19 protein-coding genes are annotated in these 19206 nt (G+C 61.9%); 9 read left to right on the forward strand and 10 right to left on the reverse strand.

Annotated features, from left to right (window positions below; translation table 11 throughout):
* Positions 1–24: 24 nt before the first annotated feature.
* From FGW20_RS07975 to FGW20_RS08000, 6 genes are read right to left on the reverse strand one after another with little or no spacing between them, the layout of a single operon-like run.
* Positions 25–768, reverse strand: a complete 744-nt coding sequence (locus FGW20_RS07975) for a hypothetical protein (RefSeq protein WP_301677553.1) — start codon at positions 766–768, stop codon at positions 25–27.
* Complete coding sequence (locus FGW20_RS07980) at positions 768–1505, reverse strand: DUF1673 family protein (protein WP_301677554.1); 738 nt, start codon at positions 1503–1505, stop codon at positions 768–770. The genes FGW20_RS07975 and FGW20_RS07980 overlap by 1 nt, the downstream gene beginning before the upstream one ends.
* A complete protein-coding gene (locus FGW20_RS07985; RefSeq protein WP_301677555.1) occupies positions 1505–2236 on the reverse strand; it encodes a DUF1673 family protein in 732 nt (243 codons plus the stop codon). Before FGW20_RS07985 ends, FGW20_RS07980 begins: the two co-directional genes overlap by 1 nt.
* Positions 2233–2841, reverse strand: a complete 609-nt coding sequence (locus FGW20_RS07990) for a DUF1673 family protein (RefSeq protein ID WP_301677556.1) — start codon at positions 2839–2841, stop codon at positions 2233–2235. Before FGW20_RS07990 ends, FGW20_RS07985 begins: the two co-directional genes overlap by 4 nt.
* Positions 2838–3443: a hypothetical protein gene (locus FGW20_RS07995; RefSeq protein WP_301677557.1), complete on the reverse strand. Its 606-nt coding sequence runs from the start codon at positions 3441–3443 to the stop codon at positions 2838–2840. The genes FGW20_RS07990 and FGW20_RS07995 overlap by 4 nt, the downstream gene beginning before the upstream one ends.
* The gene (locus FGW20_RS08000) at positions 3440–3886 is read right to left on the reverse strand and encodes a hypothetical protein (protein ID WP_301677558.1); all 447 of its coding nucleotides are present in this window, start codon (positions 3884–3886) and stop codon (positions 3440–3442) included. Before FGW20_RS08000 ends, FGW20_RS07995 begins: the two co-directional genes overlap by 4 nt.
* A gap of 225 nt (positions 3887–4111) precedes the next feature.
* Here FGW20_RS08000 and FGW20_RS08005 point away from each other — a divergent pair, with 225 nt between their 5' ends.
* Positions 4112–4885, forward strand: a complete 774-nt coding sequence (locus tag FGW20_RS08005) for a DUF169 domain-containing protein (RefSeq protein ID WP_301677559.1) — start codon at positions 4112–4114, stop codon at positions 4883–4885.
* Positions 4886–5047: 162 nt separating this feature from the next.
* Here the strand turns inward: FGW20_RS08005 and FGW20_RS08010 are convergent, their stop codons facing one another.
* The gene (locus tag FGW20_RS08010) at positions 5048–6808 is read right to left on the reverse strand and encodes a dipeptidase (protein WP_301677560.1); all 1761 of its coding nucleotides are present in this window, start codon (positions 6806–6808) and stop codon (positions 5048–5050) included.
* A gap of 533 nt (positions 6809–7341) precedes the next feature.
* Between FGW20_RS08010 and FGW20_RS08015 the strand changes: the two genes are divergently transcribed.
* Positions 7342–9810 carry a PAS domain-containing protein gene (locus FGW20_RS08015; RefSeq protein WP_301677561.1) on the forward strand — a complete coding sequence of 823 codons (2469 nt, stop codon included), beginning with the start codon at positions 7342–7344 and terminating at the stop codon, positions 9808–9810.
* A gap of 139 nt (positions 9811–9949) precedes the next feature.
* Positions 9950–10072, forward strand: coding sequence for a hypothetical protein (locus FGW20_RS08020; protein ID WP_301677562.1), 123 nt, complete (start codon positions 9950–9952; stop codon positions 10070–10072).
* Between the two features lie 63 nt (positions 10073–10135).
* Here the strand turns inward: FGW20_RS08020 and FGW20_RS08025 are convergent, their stop codons facing one another.
* Positions 10136–12151 (reverse strand): potassium/proton antiporter, encoded by a 2016-nt coding sequence (locus tag FGW20_RS08025; protein WP_301677563.1) that lies wholly within the window; start codon positions 12149–12151, stop codon positions 10136–10138.
* Positions 12152–12364: 213 nt separating this feature from the next.
* On the opposite strand from FGW20_RS08025, the gene FGW20_RS08030 reads away from it, so the two are divergent.
* Together FGW20_RS08030 and FGW20_RS08035 are read left to right on the forward strand one after the other, a co-directional pair.
* The gene (locus FGW20_RS08030; RefSeq protein WP_301677564.1) at positions 12365–13450 is read left to right on the forward strand and encodes an AI-2E family transporter; all 1086 of its coding nucleotides are present in this window, start codon (positions 12365–12367) and stop codon (positions 13448–13450) included.
* Positions 13451–13537: 87 nt separating this feature from the next.
* On the forward strand, positions 13538–13801 hold the full coding sequence (locus FGW20_RS08035) for a hypothetical protein (RefSeq protein ID WP_301677565.1): 264 nt from the start codon (positions 13538–13540) through the stop codon (positions 13799–13801).
* A gap of 62 nt (positions 13802–13863) precedes the next feature.
* Here the strand turns inward: FGW20_RS08035 and FGW20_RS08040 are convergent, their stop codons facing one another.
* Entirely contained in the window at positions 13864–14265 is a 402-nt protein-coding gene (locus FGW20_RS08040; RefSeq protein ID WP_301677566.1) for a cupin domain-containing protein, read from the reverse strand.
* Positions 14266–14544: 279 nt separating this feature from the next.
* Here FGW20_RS08040 and FGW20_RS08045 point away from each other — a divergent pair, with 279 nt between their 5' ends.
* The gene (locus FGW20_RS08045; protein ID WP_301677567.1) at positions 14545–15123 is read left to right on the forward strand and encodes a DNA-3-methyladenine glycosylase; all 579 of its coding nucleotides are present in this window, start codon (positions 14545–14547) and stop codon (positions 15121–15123) included.
* Here FGW20_RS08045 and FGW20_RS08050 read toward each other — a convergent pair.
* A complete protein-coding gene (locus tag FGW20_RS08050; protein WP_437178575.1) occupies positions 15056–16000 on the reverse strand; it encodes an ATP-binding protein in 945 nt (314 codons plus the stop codon). The genes FGW20_RS08045 and FGW20_RS08050 overlap by 68 nt on opposite strands.
* Before the next feature lie 204 nt (positions 16001–16204).
* Between FGW20_RS08050 and FGW20_RS08055 the strand changes: the two genes are divergently transcribed.
* The 3 genes from FGW20_RS08055 (at position 16205) to FGW20_RS08065 (ending at position 18779) form a co-directional block, all read left to right on the forward strand.
* Entirely contained in the window at positions 16205–17509 is a 1305-nt protein-coding gene (locus FGW20_RS08055) for a condensation domain-containing protein (RefSeq protein ID WP_301677569.1), read from the forward strand.
* A 67-nt stretch (positions 17510–17576) separates the two neighbouring features.
* On the forward strand, positions 17577–18452 hold the full coding sequence (locus FGW20_RS08060) for a metallophosphoesterase family protein (protein WP_301677570.1): 876 nt from the start codon (positions 17577–17579) through the stop codon (positions 18450–18452).
* Between the two features lie 93 nt (positions 18453–18545).
* Positions 18546–18779, forward strand: a complete 234-nt coding sequence (locus tag FGW20_RS08065) for a GNAT family N-acetyltransferase (protein WP_301677571.1) — start codon at positions 18546–18548, stop codon at positions 18777–18779.
* Positions 18780–19206 lie beyond the last annotated feature (427 nt).

Here is a 19206-nt window from a genome sequence, read left to right on the forward strand (position 1 = left end):
GTTCTCGTCAAAAGGTATGCACCATCATTGCGGGGAACCGAGCAGCGCGGCAACCCTCTCCAGGTCGTCCGCATAGATCTGGAGGAACCCGGCGGGCTCCAGCCTCACCCAGACGCGGCCGGGATACCGCAGACTGACCAGGCCACGATAGAGCAACTCCAGCATGAACACCATCCAGCCGACCGCCAGGAGAACCAGAAAGCCCAGATCGGGGTCGACGATCGGGCCGCCCGGGTAGCGCATCAACCAGTTTCCTACGCCGGCAAAGAATATCGCTGCAGTCATGAGTACCAGGAGCAGCGCGGATGCCCACCGGGGTATGGGCAGGTAGGGCTGTTTCACCTCGACCGACCTGATCGTATCCTTTTCAAAGACGAGCGGCCGGGCACGCGATCTCCGGACGATGACGGAGGTCCCGGAGAATTCTATCATGGTTCGGTAGGGATCGAAGTAGATGCGCCATGCGGCCCAAGCCAGAAGGGAAACAGCCATGAAGGTAAAGATGAGCCCTGGCCACAGGGAGGGGATGAGGACGGATATCACGAAGAGGAGGAGGAAGGTGAGGACGGCAAACGGCATCAGCACAAAGAAGCGAGGACTGGTGTACTCCACGAACACGTCCTCCACCACCTCCCGGTTGCCGGCCGCCGCCGTCCCGAACCCGACCTCGCCGACCGGCGCGGCGTACCGCCGCCGGACGGGCCTGACGGCGTCGGCGTTCGGGCACCAGCCGAGTTTCTTCCTGAGATACTCCATAAAGACCGTCATCAGGAACCCCCCAGAACCCGGGCTACCCGTTCGGGGTCGTCGGTGTAGACGTGGAGGAATCCGGCGGGCTCCAGCCTCACCTTGAGGTAACCGGGATACCCCAGACTGAGAAGGGCGTGATATAACTTCGCTAGCAAATACACCACAAAGCCGGCTGAAAAGAGAAGATGAAACGAGAGATCGGGGTCGACGACCTGGCCACCTAAAAACTGCGTCAACCCCCTCCCTGCGAGGCCGAAGAATATCCCCGCAACCAGGAGAAGAAAGAGCAACGCGACCGCCCAGCGGGGAATGGGAAGGTTTGTCTCTTTCACCTCGACCGACCTGATGGCATCCTTTCCGAAGACGAGCGGTCGGGAATGTGGTCTTCGGACGACGATGGCATCCCCGAAGGACTCTACTACTGTCTGTTTCGTATCGAGATAGAGACGCACCGCGGCATACGTCGTGAAGGTGAGGGCGAGGAGGATATAGAACCCGGAACGCAACTGGGGGATCAGGAAGCCTACTACGAGGAGCCCGAAGAACCCGCCGAGGGCAAGGAGCATCAGCGGTAAGAGGCGGGGACTGACGTAGTCCACAAGGGCACCCTCCACCATCTCATGGTTGCCGCCCGCCGCCGCCCCGAGCCCGATATCGCCGGCCGGCTCGGCATATCGCTGGCGGACAGGTCTGACGGCGCCGGCGTTCGGGCACCATCCGAGCTTCTTCCGGATATACTCCATGAAGACCGCCATCAGGAAACCTCCAGCACTCGGGCTATCCGTTTGGGATCGTCCGTGTAGATCACAGCAATCCTCTTCTTCGTGGTCGTTATCACCAGGACCTGCAGGTAGCGGGTCCGCACGTAGGTGCGGTAGAAGAGCACCGGAAAGAAGATCGCGGCGGCAAGCCCGAAGATGAACCGCATGGAAGATGGATCTGAAAATCCAGCGTATATACTGCCGGCCGCCGATATGAAAAGCGCCGTGAACGCTGCCGTGAGAAGCCGGGGTGAGAGGGGAGGTCGGTTCTCCTTCACCTCCGCCTTCACGATGGCATCCTTTGGAATGACGATAGGCGAAAAGAGCGGCCGCTGGATGACGACGGCGTCGCGAGCGACCTCGATGCAGGCTCTTCGTATGGCCCCGTATAACTCCAGGGCGGCGTAGCCCAGAACGATCGCCGGCAGGAACAGCCTCCCTGCAGGAGGGATAATGAATGTCGGAACCGTAACGAGGGCTGCCGGAGCCGTAACAAGGAGGATCCCGATGAGAGAGGCGCCGGCAAGCAGCAGCAGGAAGAGCCTCCCCGGGGTGCCGATTGGGCCGTAGTCCACCAGTGCACCCTCCACCACATCCCGGTTGCCTTCTCTCGCCATACCGACCTCGCCCTCCGGCACTGCATACCGCCGCCGGACGGTGCCGGCAGCTGCCGCGTTCGGGCACCAGCCCATCCATCTCCGTATCGTCTCGGAGAACTTCATCATACGCGTTCACCCTCTGTTGCCGTATCCACGGTATACACCGACCCCCACTCCGCGATCATGATCGCCTTGTGCCGGCGCTCCCAGAGGATCGTGAGGCCGTACCAGGTCCAGCAGATGAGACATATGCCCAGCATGAGCCCGAGAATCCGGTCGAACATCCCGCCCAGAACAAAATACGCCATAACGGCGGCGAGGAGAACGGAGGCCACCGGCACCCTCAGGTACTGAACAATGCGCTGTCTCCGGGTCATGTTGTCCCTGACGAACTCGCCGGCGGCAACCCGTGCATACCGGGAGCGGTAACTGAGCAGAGAGCCGAGGAGCGCCCCTACCCCGACGGCAAGACCCGTCCACATGGCGAGGTGCCCTGAAGCATCCTCGACCAGGGTAAAGAGCGCCGCTGCCGCCGCCGAGAAGGCTATTGCCGCGACCAGCAGCTGGTTGTGGTGGAGTCGCCACCACCCGGGCTCGGTCCGGGGGACGCAGTCACGCCCGCCCGCCGCTACGGCCGTCGTCGACCGTACCTTGAGATCCGCCCGCATCGACGCCTGCAGGGGGCACCAGCCCATAAGCCTCCGTATCGCCCCGGTGACCTTCAGCATCATGCGTTTTCACCCTCCGCTGTCGTATCCAGGGTATACATCGACCCCTTCTCCGCGATCAGGGTTGTGTGGTGTCGGCGCTCCCAGAGGATCGTGATACCGTACGTCGCCCACCCAATGAGGCTCACGGCCAGCATGAACCCGATGATCTGGCCGAACATCTCGTTCCGAATAAAAAGCACCATGATGGCGGCGGAGAGAATGAGGGCCACCGGCCCGCCCAGGTTCCGGATGACGCGCTGCCACCGGCTCATGTTGGCCCTGATGAACTCGCCGGCGGCAACCCGCGCGTACTGCTTCCGGTGACCGAGCAGGAAGCCGAGGGCCCCTCCAGCCCCGATGGCAAGGCCCGTCCACACATCCGGATACCCCAACTCATCCCCGATCAGGAGATAAGCCGCTGCTGTCGCCGCCGATGCGGCCAGCGCCATGGTGAAGAGTTGGTTGTGATAGCGGCGCCACCACCCGGGTTCGACCCGGAGGGGGCCATCCTGCCCCCCCGCCGCCGCGGCCGTCGCCGGCCGCACCTTGAGATCCGTCCGCATCGACGCCTGCAGGGGGCACCGGCCCAGGTATGCCCGGATCGTCTCCAGAAGCGGCATCATACCATCTCCCGGAGTTTCGCAAAGAGTTCGTCGGCCAGACGGGTCGGGTCGTCGGTCTTTGTAAGCGCAATCCCCAGTTCGTCCGCGTAGCCCCAGAGGAGCTCGATGCACCGGGCGTACCGGGGGCATGTGCCGCAGTCGCCCTCGTGCTCGTACCAGACCTGCACCCCGTGATCCGCCGAGACGAAGACGATGGCCGCCGCATTGAAGGGGACGGAGCGCCCGAAGAGGACGCCAATCTCAGCATTCAGGCGCTCGACCTCGATCTGGTTTGCCTGCGCCATCTCGAGAAGCGTCTCCTCGACCTTGCGGTCCATGGCAAGCAGCGCCTTCGAGACCGCCTGGCGGGATATGCGGAAGCGGTCCGCGATCTGGATGTTTACAAGACCGCCGCGGCGGAGTTTCCAGAACGCAAACTGCCTGTCGTTCAGGGGGAGAGGCATGCGTCAACAGTTGCAGGTTGACAATATATGCATTTCGATCTCTCCCGCCGATCCGGCTCGTGTGCGGTTCCCCGTAGCCGGCTCTCCCCCGTCGAGATCTTCCTTTTCGGTAAGGACGGTGATAGTCCGTCAGCTCGGTACTCCGCCGGGTTCCTGCTGAGGCCGGACGCGCCACGCCAACAAGCGGATCAGAATATTAATCCCCGCTGCCCCGGACAAACCCATATGGACACAGCACTGCGCGACGCCTACACGCGGCTCCACGAGAACTACTTCCCGGGGACGGACCTCCCGATCGCCTTCGAGGTCGGGGGTCCAACCGACGGGGTGGAGAAGGCCTCCGCCCCGAAAGGCTGGAGGTGCTTCGTCTGCGACCTTACGAAGGTACGGAACGGCAAAAGCCTCGCCTTCTCCGAAGAGTCAATAGGATGCCGCGGGGGGAGGTTCTACCTCGGCTACGACGCCGAGAGGTTCCCCGACTTCCGCTACTTCCTCTCCTACGGAAAGCCCGGTGAGATGGAGGGGGAGCGCTACAAGCAGACACCGGAGATCGTCGACAAACTCGACCGGGGAACCGCCCGGATTCCGACGAAGGGAAAGAGCATCGTCTTCAAGCGCTGGGACAACCTGACGGAGAGAGACAACCCGGACGCCGTCGTCTTCTTCGCCCGCCCGGAAGTGCTCTCCGGCCTCTTCACGCTTGCAAACTTCGACCGGGCCGACCCGAACGGCGTCATCTCTCCCTTCGGCGCCGGGTGCAGCTCGGTCTTTTACTTCCCATGGCTCGAGCAGCAGAACGAGAACCCACGAGCGGTGCTCGGGATGTTCGACCCCTCGGCACGGCCCTGCGTCCCGCCGGACGTCCTGACGATGGCCTTTCCCATGAAGAAGTTTACGAAGGTCGTCGGCTTCATGGAGGAGAGTTTCCTCACAACGGGCTCCTGGGAGAAGGTGATGAAGAAGATTGATAGGAGTAACCAGCGACTGGTGGGCGCATAAGCGCCCAGCAGGAGCTGGAGAAAATGCGGAGCATTTTCGACCCGCGACTGGTGTTCGGAGAATGGGAACTCTTTCGACCAGCGAACAGGCGCCCCAGCAGGAGCTGGAGAAAATGCGAAGCATTTTCGACCCGCGACTGGTGTTAGGGCCAAAAAAAGATGATCAGATGAGTTCCCGGATGTCCGCAAACGTCGCGTTCAACGGAGCCCGGACAGTGTTGCCGGTATAGTTCAGCCCGTCGGCAGCGTGGAGTTCCTCAAGCGGGTAGACCCGCAGCCCGTACTGGTACCCGGTCTCGTTCAGCCACCACGCCGGATACCCGGGCTCCTCGACCGCCTCCGTCGCCGGGTCGGTGATGAGGCCATTCGAGTACGTGACGATCAGCGTGCCCGTGAGGGCGTGCCACTCATCGATGATCTCATCGCCCCGCGTGACCGTGAAGTCCGTGAGGAGACGTGCCGCCTCTTCATTGTCGCCGGCGGCGATGAGTTCGGCCGCCTCTCTGTCGGTCTCCTGCACGAGGGCTATCGACTCGGCCTCGATCTCGCCCTGCTTTGCGATGATTTCGTCGATCATCGCGTCGTAGCGGAGCATGGCCCAGTTCGTCACAAGGTCGAACGTCCAGTAGGCGCTGTCAGGGTCGTACTGCAGCCGGTCGCCGGTCGTGTATGCGGTGGATACGTTCGTTGAGCCCGCGTAGAACGGCGCATAGACCGTCTCGTACGCGACCGCCGGGCCGAACCAGAGCACGCCTCCCACCGGGTCGGGGAGGGAGGAGCGTGCCTGGGCGACGTAACTGTAACTGCAGAAGACCGCCGAGACCGGCCGCGGATTCGCCCCGGCACGGACCTCCATGTACGACGCGTTCTGGAAATCCGTGTGGCCGTCGTCGGGCCCCAGGTAGCGGTACGGGTTCCCGAACGGCCCAGCGGCCTCGCCGGTTGTGAGGTCGAACCCGGTTCCCTCGTAATGGTCCCGGAAGAGCGAGAACGCCCCGGTCAGGTTGACCTTCTCGTCGGGCGTGATGGTGAACGGGTACGCCTTCGTGTACGAATTCTCGACGTACGGGCTCAGGTTGAGCGACGGGGCGAGCCGGTCCTGGATGCGCCAGACCCGCATCAGCGAGTAGTAGGGATGCGCATACTCGCCGTAGCTGACAGCCTCGAGCCAGTCGAGGGTGCCGTCCGCAGGGGACCAGACCCCCGCATCTTCGAGTTTGCTGAAGAGATCGGTCGAGTAAATCTGGTCGGGGTTTCCGGGAACGACCTCGCGGATCCTGAACTCGTTTGCCGCGACGAAGACCTCTCCGTCGGGGATCTTCTGTGCGACCCAGAGGCCCCCGCCGTCCTCCTCATCGAGGCTCGAGCAGATCTCGATGACCCACGCCTCCTCCGGGTCGGCAAAGATGAGCGTCTCGCCGGTTCCGTAGTAGCCGTAGGTGTCGATCAGGCCGCCGACCAGTTCAACCGCCTCACGTGCTTTCGTGCACCGCTCGAGCGCCACGTTCGAGAGCTCCGAGGAGTAAAAGATCCGCTTTCCTTCGGCCGCACCGAGCTCGACCTTCGCGTATTCGGTGCATTCGGCGGAGAGGAGCTGGTGCTCGTTCATCATACCGTACGAGCCGGTGTAGTAGGCGTAGGTGTGCGGCACCTGGTCGATATACCCAAGAACCCGGCCTGAGTCGCTGCTATCTTCGCCTCCTGCCGCATCCGAACCGCTGTCGGGATCGAAGAAGACCGGCCTCTTTTCTCCTGCCGCATGATCGGCCGCGGGAACGAAAGTCAGGCTTATGTCGTCGATGTTTCTCCAGTCCTTTCCGACGCCATCGTTCGTGTGCCCGACATACATCGACCCGTCTTCGGATGCGCCGGGTGTTATCGCAAAGACGGTGCATGCCGCTGCATTCGATACCAGCAGGAGCACGGCAAACAGACAGAGGAAATTTTGAAAAAAATGAGTCGTACCGATACGCTTTCGCATGAAGGAAAAAGGCAATCAGGGTAGAAAAGCATAGCGAATTTATCGTCGTATCCGGCGCCTCTTTCGGGGAAAAAGTGCTCCCTCAGCTTAATGGAATTCACGCACAGCCCATCCGCCGCCTGCTCCCGGTCGGGCTATTCCGACCGGCAGTTTGCGAGGAGGAGATAACAAATTAAGGGCGTTAAGCGCTCAAAATGAGCCAGATGCTTCCTTCGTGCGTCTTTGCGGGCACTCAATGCCAAACGTTAATTGTAAACGTATCCCAAAACTGTTCTACGGGAAGAATCCAGTTCCATTCAAGCATTCTACTCAGAACATCGCCGGAGTAGCCTCCCATAAAGGCCGGCACCGGGAGATAGAGAGGGAAAACCGCTCCGGACCGCCGATGCAAGCTCCCCGCAGCACCGGTTCGCTCGACGACACGTCTTCCGAAGGAGGAACGAATTTTGATACGCGATCACAAAACACTCGAGAAGATGGCCGAAACGACCCAGTACCTGGAGAATCTGATCAGATACGCCAATGCCCCCATCATCGTCTGGGATGCGAGTCTCAGGATCACGAGGTTCAACAACGCCTTCGAACGGTTGACGGGACGGGCCGCGAGCGAGGTTCTCGGCCGGTCGCCGGAGATCCTCTTCCCCGAGAACCGGCGGGAAGAACTGATGGATCTCATTTGGAAGACAACCGCCGGGGAGCGTTGGGAAGTCGTCGAGATCCCCATACTCACAGCGGACGGCAGGATCAGGACGGTCCTCTGGAATTCCGCCGCCGTGTACGAAAACGACCGGGAAACGGTCTCCTCGGTCATCGCCCAGGGCCACGACATCACCGGGCGCAAACAGGCAGAAGAGGCGCTGCAGAGAGCGCACGACGAACTGGAGACGCGGGTCCTGGAACGCACCCAGAAGCTCCGGGAGTCGAACGAAGCCCTGCAGGCAGAGATTGCCGAACGCACCCGGGCAGAGGAGGCGGTGAAGGCCGAGCGGCAACGTCTTTACGACGTGCTGGAGACGCTGCCGGCGTACGTGATACTGCTCTCGCCGGACTATCACGTGCCTTTCGCGAACCGCTTCTTCCGGGAGCGGTTCGGCGAGTCCGGCGGCCGGCGCTGCTTCGATTACCTCTTCTCGCGCTCGGAGCCCTGCGAGAACTGCGAGTCCTACAACGTCATGAAGACGGGAGCGCCCCACCACTGGGAATGGACCGGCCCTGACGACCACGATTACGATATCTTCGACTTCCCCTTCACCGAGGCGGACGGCTCCCCCCACATTCTGGAGGTGGGTATCAATATCACCAAGCGCAAGCGTGCCGAGGAGGCGCTGCAGAAGTTGAACGAGACGCTTGAGGAGCGCGTGATCGAACGCACGGACCAGCTCGCGAAGGCCAATGCCCTTCTCAACGCCATCTGCGAGAACACGCCGGCGCCCATCTACGCTGTAGACCTCCAGAACCGGTTCGTTATGTGCAACCCCGCCGTGCTCCGGATGATCGGCAGGCCGGCCAGCGAAGTGCTCGGCAGATCGGTGATCGACCTCCTGGGCGAGGAGGTCGGCGGACCTGTCGTTGCCAACGAGCGGCGCGTTATGGAGACCGGAACCACCGAGACCTTCGAGGAAGCGGCCGGCGACAGAACATTCTATTTCACAAAAACATCCCTGCGGGACACGCAGGGAGATGTCACCGGAGCCATCGCCGTCGGAACGGAGATTACGGAGATTAAGCGGGCGGAAGCGCAGAAGCAGAAACTCCTGGAACAGCTGCAGCAGTTCGCCGAAGAGATGGAGGTCCAGAACGAGGAACTGCAATGCACCACCGAGCAGTTGCAGGAGAAGAGCAACGAACTGGTGCATCTCAACCGGGTCCTGCAGGAGAGCGAGGAGCACTTCCGTTCTCTCATCGAGAACGCATCCGATATCATCATCCTCCTCGATATGCAGGGGCGCATCACCTACGCGAGCCCTTCGGTGAAGCAGATCGGGGGCTATGAGCCCGACAACCTCATCGGCACGGACGTGCTCGACCTCATACACCCCGGCGACGCCCCAAAGGCCCTTGAAGCCGTGAGAACCGGAGTACCCCGCCAATCAGCGAGACTCACGTTCGAGGTCAGGGTCAGGGATGCTGCCGGCCGGTGGATCATCCTTGACGTTACGGGTGCGAACCTGCTCCGGGAGGGGAGCGCCCGGGGGTTCATCGTGAACGCACGCGACATCACCGATCGGAAACAGGCCGAGGAGGAGCGAAGTCGGCTGATCGCCAGTCTGGAGGAGGCGCACCGGGAGGCAAACCTGTACCTCGACATCATGACGCACGACATCCGGAACGCAAACAACGTCTCCGGCATATACGCCGACCTCATGCTCGACCTGCTCGAGGGGCCCGAGAGAACCTACGCCCAGAAACTCCGCGACAGCATCTCGCGGAGCACCGAGATCCTCATGAACGTCTCGACGATCAGGCGTATTCATACCAGTTCGACCGGATTTTCTCCGGTCGACCTCAGCGCGACCGTCAGTGAAGAGGCCAGAAACTTCCGCTACGCATCGATTCGCCGCGAAATTCCACCGCTCGAGGTCCAGGCGGACAACCTCCTCTCCACGGTCTTCATGAACCTCATCGGCAACAGCGTCAAGTTCGGCGGACCGGGCGTGGAGATCGTCGTCCGGGCGGAGGAGCGGGACGGCGAGGTGCTGGTGGCGATCGAGGACAACGGGCCCGGCGTGCCCGACGACGTGAAGAAGAAGCTCTTCCACCGGTTCGAGCGAGGGAAAGCCCGGGGGAGGGGTGACGGGCTCGGACTCTTCATCTGCAGAACCGTCATCGAGCGCTACGGTGGGCGAATCTGGATCGAGGATCGCGTGCCCGGCCGGCCGGAGGACGGGGCGGCATTCAGGTTCACGCTCAAACCGGCGAACCGGGATCCCGATCCCGATTCGTGAGCAGAATGGTGCGCTGCCCTATGGAGACACCTTAATTATCCGCGACTTCGACACCCTCTGCATGAAAACGCCGCGGTCGACGTTTTTTCCCTCTCGCTGCTTACAGGGGCGATCATAGCAGGATCAGCCGCAGGAGGCCTTGCTGCTCCGCTGTACGCTGGCGTACCTCGCCGTCGCCACCCTTGCCGTCTTAAACCGCGACGAGGTTCACGCCGATAACCTTGAAGAGGAGAGTCTCGAGGTCGCTGTCGCCGGAGCGTGACCCCCACCCCGCGTATCAAGGAGAGAGGAGGATTTCATCTTCCCGCCTCTTTTCTCCGACGCGTCAGAAGATCACGAAGGCCTGGGTCGTCGCCTGGCAGGTGTTCCCGTCATCGAGCGTCACGGTCAGCGTGACCGTATAGGTTCCTTCCGCCGTGTAGTCGTGGGTGACGTCCTGGCCGCTGCCGGTCGTTCCGTCGCCGAAGTCCCATGCCCAGTCAGTCACGGAGCAGTCGCCCTGGATATCGGCCTCGCCGTGGAACGAGTTCCCACTGGTCGTGATGATTGCCGAGCAGGAGCAGGGCTCCGGCGGAGCGGTCACCGTGATATCCGTCGTTGCCCGGCAGGTGGTGCTGTCGCTGAGTGTTACAACCAGCGTGACCGTGTAGGTTCCCGCCGCGGCGTAGGCGTGGCTCGCGATCTCGCCTTCACCGGTCGCTCCGTCGCCGAAGTCCCAGGCCATGCTCAATACGGTTGCGGTGCAGTCCCCGGAGAGGATGACTGAACCCGTAAGCGCAACAGGTTGTTCTGGACTGGCCCGGTCGCAGTCTCTCCCAATGATTCCAGTGCAGGAGCAGTTCTCCGGGATATGCGGCGAACCGGTGACGTTCCGCGGCTCTTCACAGTTGAGGAGACAGAACCGGACGGCATCCGCCAGGTCGCCAATCGTCAGGAAGAGAAGCGTGTCCTCGGCCTCGATGACGGTGCTGCCGCCCGGGACAAAACGTTCCTCCCGCTTCTGCATCATGATGATAAGGGCACCCTCCGGCAACCCGAGATCGACGACCTGTTTTCCCACTGCCGGAGCGTCGGGAGGGATGACCAGTTCGAGCAACTCGCTCGGAGTATCGGGGTTTACGTCGAACTCCCGGGAGAGCCTGTGTGTCTCCTCGAGCGGGGCGGCAAGGCCGAGCCAGCGGGCGACTGAGGGGATCGATGTCCCGTGCACGAGCGCCGAGAAGATGACGATGAAGAAGACGATATTAAAGATAACGGCTGCGTCCGGCACCCCTGCAACGAGGGGGTAGGTCGCGAGGATGATCGGGACGGCCCCCCGGAGCCCCACCCACGAGACCAGGGCCTTCTCGTTCATCGGCATCTTCCAGGGGAGCAACGTGAGCAGGACGGCAATCGGCCGCGCGATGAATATCAGGAAGAGGGCGGCGAGAAGGCCGGGGACGAACGCCGATGCAAGCTGCGAGGGGAAGACGAGCAGCCCGAGCGCAAGGAACATCACGATCTGCATCAACCACGCAATTCCGTCGTAAAACCTGATCAGACTCTTTTTGTGGACGATGACGCTGTTACCAATGATAAGACCGGCGAGGTAGACAGCGATGAACCCGTTTCCGCCGATGGTAGTGGTCAGCCCGTAGACCAGCAGCACCATCGCGAGGGTGAGCACCGGGTACAGACCCTCGGTCTCCAGTTTGATACGGTTGATGAACCAGACCGTGAACATGCCGAGCCCGTAGCCCATGAGGCCGCCGACCGCCATCTGTTGCGCGAACGTCGGGACGAGGCTGAAGATCGACGAACCCGGGGTAAGGATCAGGCCGATGATCCCGGTGGTGAGCAGGACCGCCATGGGGTCGTTGCTCCCCGACTCGAACTCAAGGAGCGGCCGCAGGTTTCCCTTCAGGCGGGCCCGTGCCGTTCGCAGGATCGAGAAGACTGCCGCCGCATCGGTGGACGAGACGACCGCACCAAGGAGTAGGCCTGTTAACGGAGAGAACCCGAGAACCAGAACGGCGAACCCGCCGAGCAGGGTAGCGGTCAGAACAACGCCGACCGTCGAAAGAGCGACCCCCTGCCAGAGGACAGGCTGGATCTGCTCCCACCGGGTGTCGAGACCGCCGGAGAAGAGGATGTATGCAAGCGCAACAATCCCGATGACCTGCGCAAGCACAGGATCGTCGAACGGGATTCCGCCGGGACCCTCCGAGCCCGCAAGCATCCCGACGACGAGGAAGATGAGGAGGGCAGGGACGCCCAGACGCTCCGAGAACTTGTTTGCAACGATGCTGATCAGGAAGAGCAACGCTACGCCGACGAGAATGAGTTCGAGGGTGAGTATCATCAGTGAATATCAATCATGCTTGCGGTGCCTTAATATTGACTCTTCGATCGTTCGAGCGGATATCCTTACGCGTTCTGCCTTCAAGACCCGGGCGGCGACAGCAACGCAGGCAGCCCGACGACAGCGGAGGAAACGCATACCATGGCCGGATTATTACCTGTTCCGCCGCGTTTCGCGGGATTAATATAGTTTCCGTTGAAACTCTCACTCAGGATGACAGAAACTCCGGTCTTTCCCAGGCACGTGAGCACCATACTCCTGCTGACGGCAGTGGTGTTCCTCATCATCGGGATCCAGGCAATCGCGTACATCATCACCATCATCGCCGTATCGATTATCCTCGCCATGATCGTGTACCCCGCAACGAAAGCGCTCCGGTCGAGAGGGGTTCCCGAGACCGCCGCCGTCGGCGTGGTCACCATCATCGCCTGCCTTGCCGTCCTGTTGATGTGCTACCTCGTCTTCTTCTCGTTCGAGAATCTGGTCTCGGCTATCCCTCTCTACCAGCGGGAGTTGACCGCCAGGCTTTCAGAGATCCTTGCCCTCCTGGGCAGGTACGGGATCAGCACGGGTTCGTTCTCACCATCCTCGGTGAACCTGCAGGGATTCGCAGGATTCCTCTCTTCATCAGCTATCAGTATCGCGGATCTCCTGCTCTACCTCTTCTTCATAGCGGTGACGACGATCTTTATGCTCCTTGAGGCGCCGCGGATGCCTGAGCGCATACAAAATGTGACGAACAAGCCCGAGAGCGTCGAGGCATTCTCCCGCATGAGCAGGTTCCTGATCGACTTTGTCATCGTCAGGACCGAGGCAAACCTCGTCCACGGCTTCCTCTTCGGTGCTTTCCTCTGGGTGATGGGGGTGCACGCGGCCGTACTCTGGGGCATACTGACGTTCCTGCTCTCATACATCCCCTACATCGGCCTGATCATCGCCGCACTCCCGGCGATCTTCTTTGCCTGGCTGCAGTTCGGGATCTGGGGCGCGATCGCGGTGGTTGCAGCCGTCGTGATCTTGAACGCTCTCGTGGAAAACCCGATCTTTGCGCACTTCGCATCGAGGCGTTTCGACATCCCCGCCCTCGTGGTCATCCTCTCGGTCATCTTCTGGGGATGGGCGCTCGGCGTCGCCGGGATGATCTTTGCCGTCCCGCTCACGCTCATCGTCCTGATGATCGTCCAGTTCAGCGACGACTGGGCCTGGGTGAACACGATTCTCGGTGTCGACCACCTCTTTACGGGAGAACGAGCGCCTCCTGCGAAGGCCAGAGAAAAAGACGTGCCATCGGTGAGGTAGGGGAAGAACGCCACCTCATATTTTGCCCCGATGCCATGCCGGAGGTTTGATACCCTCTTCACGCACCTTCTCTTTTGGGAACAGATAATGTTGCACACACGTGAGATCATCCAGAAACTATGGGATGCACAGGGCTACGGAAACCTCGCGGTCTGGGGGGACGGGACGGCCGCCGTCATCGCCCCGGGCGAGAAACCGGAGAAAGACGGAAAAGCGCCACTTGCGATCTTCAAGCCCATCCCCCTCGTGGCAGGGTTTCCGCTGCTGGACTTCGCCACTCACGACACCGCTCTCCTCGAGCATATCGAGGCGACGATCCGGGAGGCGGGTGGCGAGATCAAACGCGACTGAAGGCGTTCCGGCCTTTAACTATACCGATAAAAAAGATACGTTTTAGAGCGATCCCAGAAGAATCACTCAGTCGTCTTCCCGTCGAAGTGCTCTTCGTCCGCCATTGCTTCATCGCGGGTCTTGTGCACAACCTTGTCCCGGTGCTCCGGCGGGGAGTAGATCGTGTAGAGTTTGAGATCGGCGGTCTTTGAGGTGTTGACAACGTTGTGGTTCGCGCCGTTCGGCACGATCACCGCGCTGCCGTCCTTGACGGTGTGCTTCGTGTCGTCGATCACAACAACCCCTTCCCCTTCCTCGAACCGGAAGAACTGGTCGACGTCGTCATGCACTTCCGCACCGATCTCCTCACCGGGCTTCAGGCGCATCAGCACGAGCTGGCTGAAATTACTCGTATAAAGGACCCTGCGGAATTCGGTGTTCTTTACGGTCTCGGTTTCGATATCTATTGCAAATCCGTTCTTCATATCCAAAACCTCCTGATGAGGGGTGCTATAGGGTAGTAACAATATCTCTTGTGGCGTCCCCGGTATTTAATCGTTAGGTCGTCTCGGGGGATCGTTTGTGAAACGACCCCCGGCAAATCTCAGCGGGCACCAATGGTTCCCTGTTTGACAAACTTGACAGTTCGGCACGTATTGCACCGGTTCACGCGTTTACCCGACTCAGGTTCGCTACCGCGAGGCCGTCATCCGGAACGTTGATGGGCGGGCAGAAGAGATCTTTCAGGATAAGACCAGACCAACATGACCCTTCCTGCTACATTCTGCGAACGCGATACCGTAACCGTCGCAAAGGACCTGCTGGGATGCCTGCTCGTCCACCACGAAGAGACAGCGACAGCCGGACGGATCGTCGAGGTCGAGGCCTACCTCCAGGGGGATCCGGCGGCCCACTCTTACCGCGGCGTGACGAAGAGGAATCGGGCTATGTTCGGCCCGGCAGGACACGCTTACGTCTACCGGATCTACGGCATGCACACCTGTGTCAACGTCGTAACGGGGGCGGAAGGGGCAGGGGAGGCGGTCCTCATCCGGGCGCTCGAGCCGGTCACCGGGATCGACCTCATGCAGGCACGGCGGGGAACGGACGACCTCCTCTCGCTCGCGAGCGGGCCCGGCAAACTGACGCAGGCGCTCGGCATCACCATGGACCTGAACGGAACCTCCCTTCGCGACGGCCCGCTCCAGGTCAGATCGTCCGCGAACCCGCCGGAGTTCCGGCCGGAGGATATCGTGCAGACGACCCGGATCGGGATCACGAAAGCGGCGGACCTCCCTCTCCGGTTTTACCTGAAGGGGAGCCGGTACGTCTCGCGGCGGTAAGGCCGGGCCCGTGGCCCCGGCCCATCCCGGAACCCCGGCGCTGAATCGTCCCCTCACCCTCCTCCGCGACCCTCCCGCTGATCAGGATGGTGTGCTCTTTTACCGGGATCTCCTTTCCCGAGCGTTCCAGCGCCCGATCCACGACGTACCGCACCCCGCTGCAGCAGGGAACCTCCATATGCAGGACGGTGATGGAGCGGATCGCATGCAGCGAGAATATCTCCGCGAGTTTCGTGACGTAGCCCTCGACGTCCGAATCCAGTTTCGGGCAGAAGAGGATCACGATCTTATCGCGGAGAAAGTCACGATGGAAATCCGCGTATGCAAAGGGAACACAGTCCCCGGAGACGAGGAGATCCGCATCGTCGAAGTACGAGGCTGCGGAGTTCATGAGTTGCAACTGGATCGGCCATTGCCTCAGTTCCGACTCTATCCGCCCGGCACGTTCAGCCTCCGCAGTCTCCCCTCGCGGAAGGCTCACCGCAGCGGAACCCGGGCATGTCGCACCACCGACCGCGGTCTCGTGCTGTGGAACCGGGACAGCATTCTCGTTCAGGTACTCGACGGCCTCGCGGTACAGCCCCTCCTCCCCGTGGCCGAGGAGATGCTCGAGGTGCGCCCTGATGACCCCTTCTCCCTGGGGCACGATCTTCTCCATCACCGCCCGCTCGTCATACGGCCCGGCCTCCCGTTCGACGACGCAGATCGCCCCCTCCGGGCACGTCCCGATACAGGCACCGAGCCCGTCGCAGAAGAGGTCGCTCACGAGCCGCGCCTTCCCGTCGATGATCTGGAGCGCACCTTCCGGGCAGTCGGGGATGCAGAGCCCGCACCCGGTGCATTTCTCCTCGTCGATATCGATGATCTTTCTCTTCATCCTTGTCCCCTGCACCATCCCGTGACCTCTTACCATCAAAAAACGTTTGTGCTCCCGACCGGCAACGCCGATCTCTCGCCGGGAGAGGAGCGCCGTTCATCGCCCGTATCCCCGGCCGGCGGATGCTTGAGTAACCATCGGAGATCTCCTGCACAAAGGCGAACGAGAAAGCAGTTATCCTCGAACAGAGAGACTACTGGTAGCATGCTCCCTTCCTCGATTCACCATCCCGCACCGGCCTTCGATATCTTCAACGTCTATTTCGAACGGATCTACGATCCGACGATGCACGTCGTCTTCGCACTCGACGGCGAAGTCGACGAAGGGGCCATGAGAGCGGCGACGATGAGGGTCGTTGCGTCCGACCCCTACCTCCGGTCGAGGTTCGCGGAGGTTGACGACCGGCCGGTCTGGGAGGAGATCCCGGAGGAACGGTGGGAGGAAGCGTTTGTCCTGGTCGAGGCCGACGGGGACGAACCCCTCCACACGCCTCCGTCCCCGCTCGACGTCCGCACCGGGCCGCAGGTGCGGGTCGCACTCTACCGGAGGAAGGAGGGCGATCTGGTGACGGTCTCCTGTCACCACGGCTTCTGCGACGCCACCGGCGCCCTCACCCTTGCCCGGGACCTCTTTGCGGCCTACCGGCGGATCGCGGACGACCCCGGTTTCCGACCGCCGCCCCGCGAGCCTTACGAGCGGAGCACGGACAGAATCCTTGCGCTCTACTCCGACGAAGAACGGCAGCAGGCGCTCGCGGAGGAGGAACAATTCATCGACCGGTGGCGCTTTCCGGTCGAGCAGACCGGGAGGGGGACGCCGCGTATCGCCCGCCGGACGCTCTCCCCCGAACGGCTCGGGCGCATAAAGGCGTTCGGGAGAGAGCACGGTGCTACGGTGAACGACGTCCTTATCGCTGCGTTCTTCCTTGCGTTCCAGAAGATCCGGGACGAGCCCGCTGACCGGGAGGAGCCCCGGTCGCTCCTGACCTCGGCCGATCTGCGGAGGAGGTATCCCGGCCTCTACGAGGACTGCCCGCTCACGAACCTCTCCATCGCCTACGAGGTCACCCTCTCCTCCGGGGAGGGGGCGCGGCTCGAGGATATCATCGGCCGGGTGACGGCGATAACGGCCCGCCGGAAGGCAGGGAGTCTCGGCGTTGCGGCGATCCTCTTCTACGAGGAACTCATGGCAGGCGGGATGGCGGCGGTGCGGGCGTTCTTCGACGATATGATCGAGCGCTACCGTACGTCCGGCCAGAAGAACCCGGTCTTCTCGAACCTCGGGGTCTTCGACCCCGGCGATTACCTCCCCATCCCCGGAAAGGACGGTGCAATGCTCGATCTCCTGGACGTCCAGTACCACCCCTGCACCTGCTGGCCGTACGGGTTTTTGCTGATCGCCTCCACCTTCCGCGACCGCCTGACCCTCGCCACAGCCTACGAGGAAGGGCCCTACTTGACGGCCGTCGTGGAGCGGTTCCTCGAGTACGTGGACGGGTATCTGCCATGAGGCGAAGGTGCTGGATTGCCAAACAGACCGCGAAACCTATCGTCTCCTGCGGTAGTATCTCCGGGTCATGCCGCGGACGAGGATACTCGCATTCAGCGATCTCGCATGGGGGACAGGGGAGAAGGGGCCGTCCGGCGGCCGGGTCGAGATCGGCTCATTCCTCCGGGCGGTCGAGGAGACGGACCCGGAAATCGTCGTCTTTGCCGGCGACGGTGCCTACGACCGGTGCTCGCGCTCAAAACTCGACGAGACGGAACTCTTCATCGGCCTCCTCCGCGAGATCGCAGCGGCGGGCCGGCACTGCGTCGTCGTGGAGGGGAACAACGACGACACGATGGGCACCTACGGCCGCGTCCGGGAGGCGGCGGAAGCGAATCCTTACATCCACGAAATAACGGGGGAGGTGCAGAACGTTTGCGGCATACGCTTCCTCGGCGTCCCCACCGGGAAGGAGAGGAGGATGGCCCGCTCGGCCGAAGGGCCGGTCGATATCGTGGTGGCTCACGCGCCTCTCGCGAACCGGGTATGGCTCTTCGACCTCCCCGCGGCGTGCATCGTCACCGGCCACTACGGGATGATGGCGGCCGTGGTCGCCGGGAAGGCCTACGTCGCACTCGACTGCTCCCCGGCTTCCTACGCCGTGATCGACCGGGAGGAGGGGTGGCGGCGAATCGAGTACGTCGCCGGGACGTGCCGGATCGATCTGCGCCCCGGGGAGAGGTTCGCCGCGCCCGGCTGTGATCCGGCCCTCCTCAAGGACCTGACGGAGGGGCGGGGGGAGATCCCGTATCCCGACGAAGTCGAGGCGCTGCGGAGGGCAAAGCGGGAGAGCGCTGCCAGCGGGCGGAAAGAGGTCTTCGAGCGCCTGCTCGGTGCGGGGATCAAGAAGACGCATATCGAGCGGTATCTTGGGCGTGGGAGGAGAGGGCACCAGGCACGGTAGTGCCTCCGGGCTTGCGACCGGGTGCTGGCGAAGGGCCTTCCGTTGCACTGCTTATTGCGCATCCCGCGAGTATCCAGGCACTGAACATGGGCCATGGGGCTGCGGGTCGGGAGCGCGCACCTCTCCGAGCTCATCGCCGTACCGGAGCAGGGAGGATCCTGGACGCTGCAGGCAGGCATCTTCACGGAGAACGAAGCGAGCCTCACTCTCCACAAAAGGCACGGCTTTCGCGTTGTCGGACGCCGCGAGCGCATAGGCCGGATGAAGGACGGTGCGTGGCGAGACGTGCTGCTCCAGAAGTGCAAAAGCGGCAGAATCGAGCGATGAACCCTCCGATCGCCGGAGGGGGTCTTTTTATTATGGATGTTTTGCTCCCGGCTGTGGTTGCACCTTCATCGCGGGAAACCAGGAATATGCCTGATTTGAACCTGAACTGCAATTTAGCGGCACACGTTTACTTTAAAGGGCTGGACAACAGTACCCAGGAAAAGCAAAATAAATATATATGATTATTCACCTCAATTGGCTATAGGAAGCCGTGTGTCTGGCCCGCTGCCGGCGGAACAGCAGGCCTGACTCCGGCGCTACGGGACACCGGGTATAAACAGCATCGAAGGTCAAAAAAGCCCGTAACGGGTTCCAGCACAGCCGTTGGACGGCGCGTTTCATGTACAGGAGGGCCGGAACCAGAGGATGGGCTCCTGTAGGTTCTCCAGCAAAAACCCCTGTGTCGCCCAATCGATACCGCACAGGA

This window comes from Methanoculleus methanifontis, from assembly GCF_030464365.1.
GTDB lineage: Archaea > Halobacteriota > Methanomicrobia > Methanomicrobiales > Methanoculleaceae > Methanoculleus > Methanoculleus methanifontis.

What these genes read in the sequence shown, in the direction of transcription:
- FGW20_RS07975 (WP_301677553.1), bottom strand. Translation starts at nt 768, where the DNA reads ATGACGGTCTTTATGGAGTATCTCAGGAAGAAACTCGGCTGGTGCCCG.
- FGW20_RS07980 (WP_301677554.1), bottom strand. Translation starts at nt 1,505, where the DNA reads ATGGCGGTCTTCATGGAGTATATCCGGAAGAAGCTCGGATGGTGCCCG.
- FGW20_RS07985 (WP_301677555.1), bottom strand. Translation starts at nt 2,236, where the DNA reads ATGATGAAGTTCTCCGAGACGATACGGAGATGGATGGGCTGGTGCCCG.
- FGW20_RS07990 (WP_301677556.1), bottom strand. Translation starts at nt 2,841, where the DNA reads ATGATGCTGAAGGTCACCGGGGCGATACGGAGGCTTATGGGCTGGTGC.
- FGW20_RS07995 (WP_301677557.1), bottom strand. Translation starts at nt 3,443, where the DNA reads ATGATGCCGCTTCTGGAGACGATCCGGGCATACCTGGGCCGGTGCCCC.
- FGW20_RS08000 (WP_301677558.1), bottom strand. Translation starts at nt 3,886, where the DNA reads ATGCCTCTCCCCCTGAACGACAGGCAGTTTGCGTTCTGGAAACTCCGC.
- FGW20_RS08005 (WP_301677559.1), top strand. Translation starts at nt 4,112, where the DNA reads ATGGACACAGCACTGCGCGACGCCTACACGCGGCTCCACGAGAACTAC.
- FGW20_RS08015 (WP_301677561.1), top strand. Translation starts at nt 7,342, where the DNA reads ATGGCCGAAACGACCCAGTACCTGGAGAATCTGATCAGATACGCCAAT.
- FGW20_RS08025 (WP_301677563.1), bottom strand. Translation starts at nt 12,151, where the DNA reads ATGATACTCACCCTCGAACTCATTCTCGTCGGCGTAGCGTTGCTCTTC.
- FGW20_RS08030 (WP_301677564.1), top strand. Translation starts at nt 12,365, where the DNA reads ATGACAGAAACTCCGGTCTTTCCCAGGCACGTGAGCACCATACTCCTG.
- FGW20_RS08035 (WP_301677565.1), top strand. Translation starts at nt 13,538, where the DNA reads ATGTTGCACACACGTGAGATCATCCAGAAACTATGGGATGCACAGGGC.
- FGW20_RS08040 (WP_301677566.1), bottom strand. Translation starts at nt 14,265, where the DNA reads ATGAAGAACGGATTTGCAATAGATATCGAAACCGAGACCGTAAAGAAC.
- FGW20_RS08045 (WP_301677567.1), top strand. Translation starts at nt 14,545, where the DNA reads ATGACCCTTCCTGCTACATTCTGCGAACGCGATACCGTAACCGTCGCA.
- FGW20_RS08050 (WP_437178575.1), bottom strand. Translation starts at nt 16,000, where the DNA reads ATGAAGAGAAAGATCATCGATATCGACGAGGAGAAATGCACCGGGTGC.
- FGW20_RS08055 (WP_301677569.1), top strand. Translation starts at nt 16,205, where the DNA reads ATGCTCCCTTCCTCGATTCACCATCCCGCACCGGCCTTCGATATCTTC.
- FGW20_RS08060 (WP_301677570.1), top strand. Translation starts at nt 17,577, where the DNA reads ATGCCGCGGACGAGGATACTCGCATTCAGCGATCTCGCATGGGGGACA.
- FGW20_RS08065 (WP_301677571.1), top strand. Translation starts at nt 18,546, where the DNA reads ATGGGGCTGCGGGTCGGGAGCGCGCACCTCTCCGAGCTCATCGCCGTA.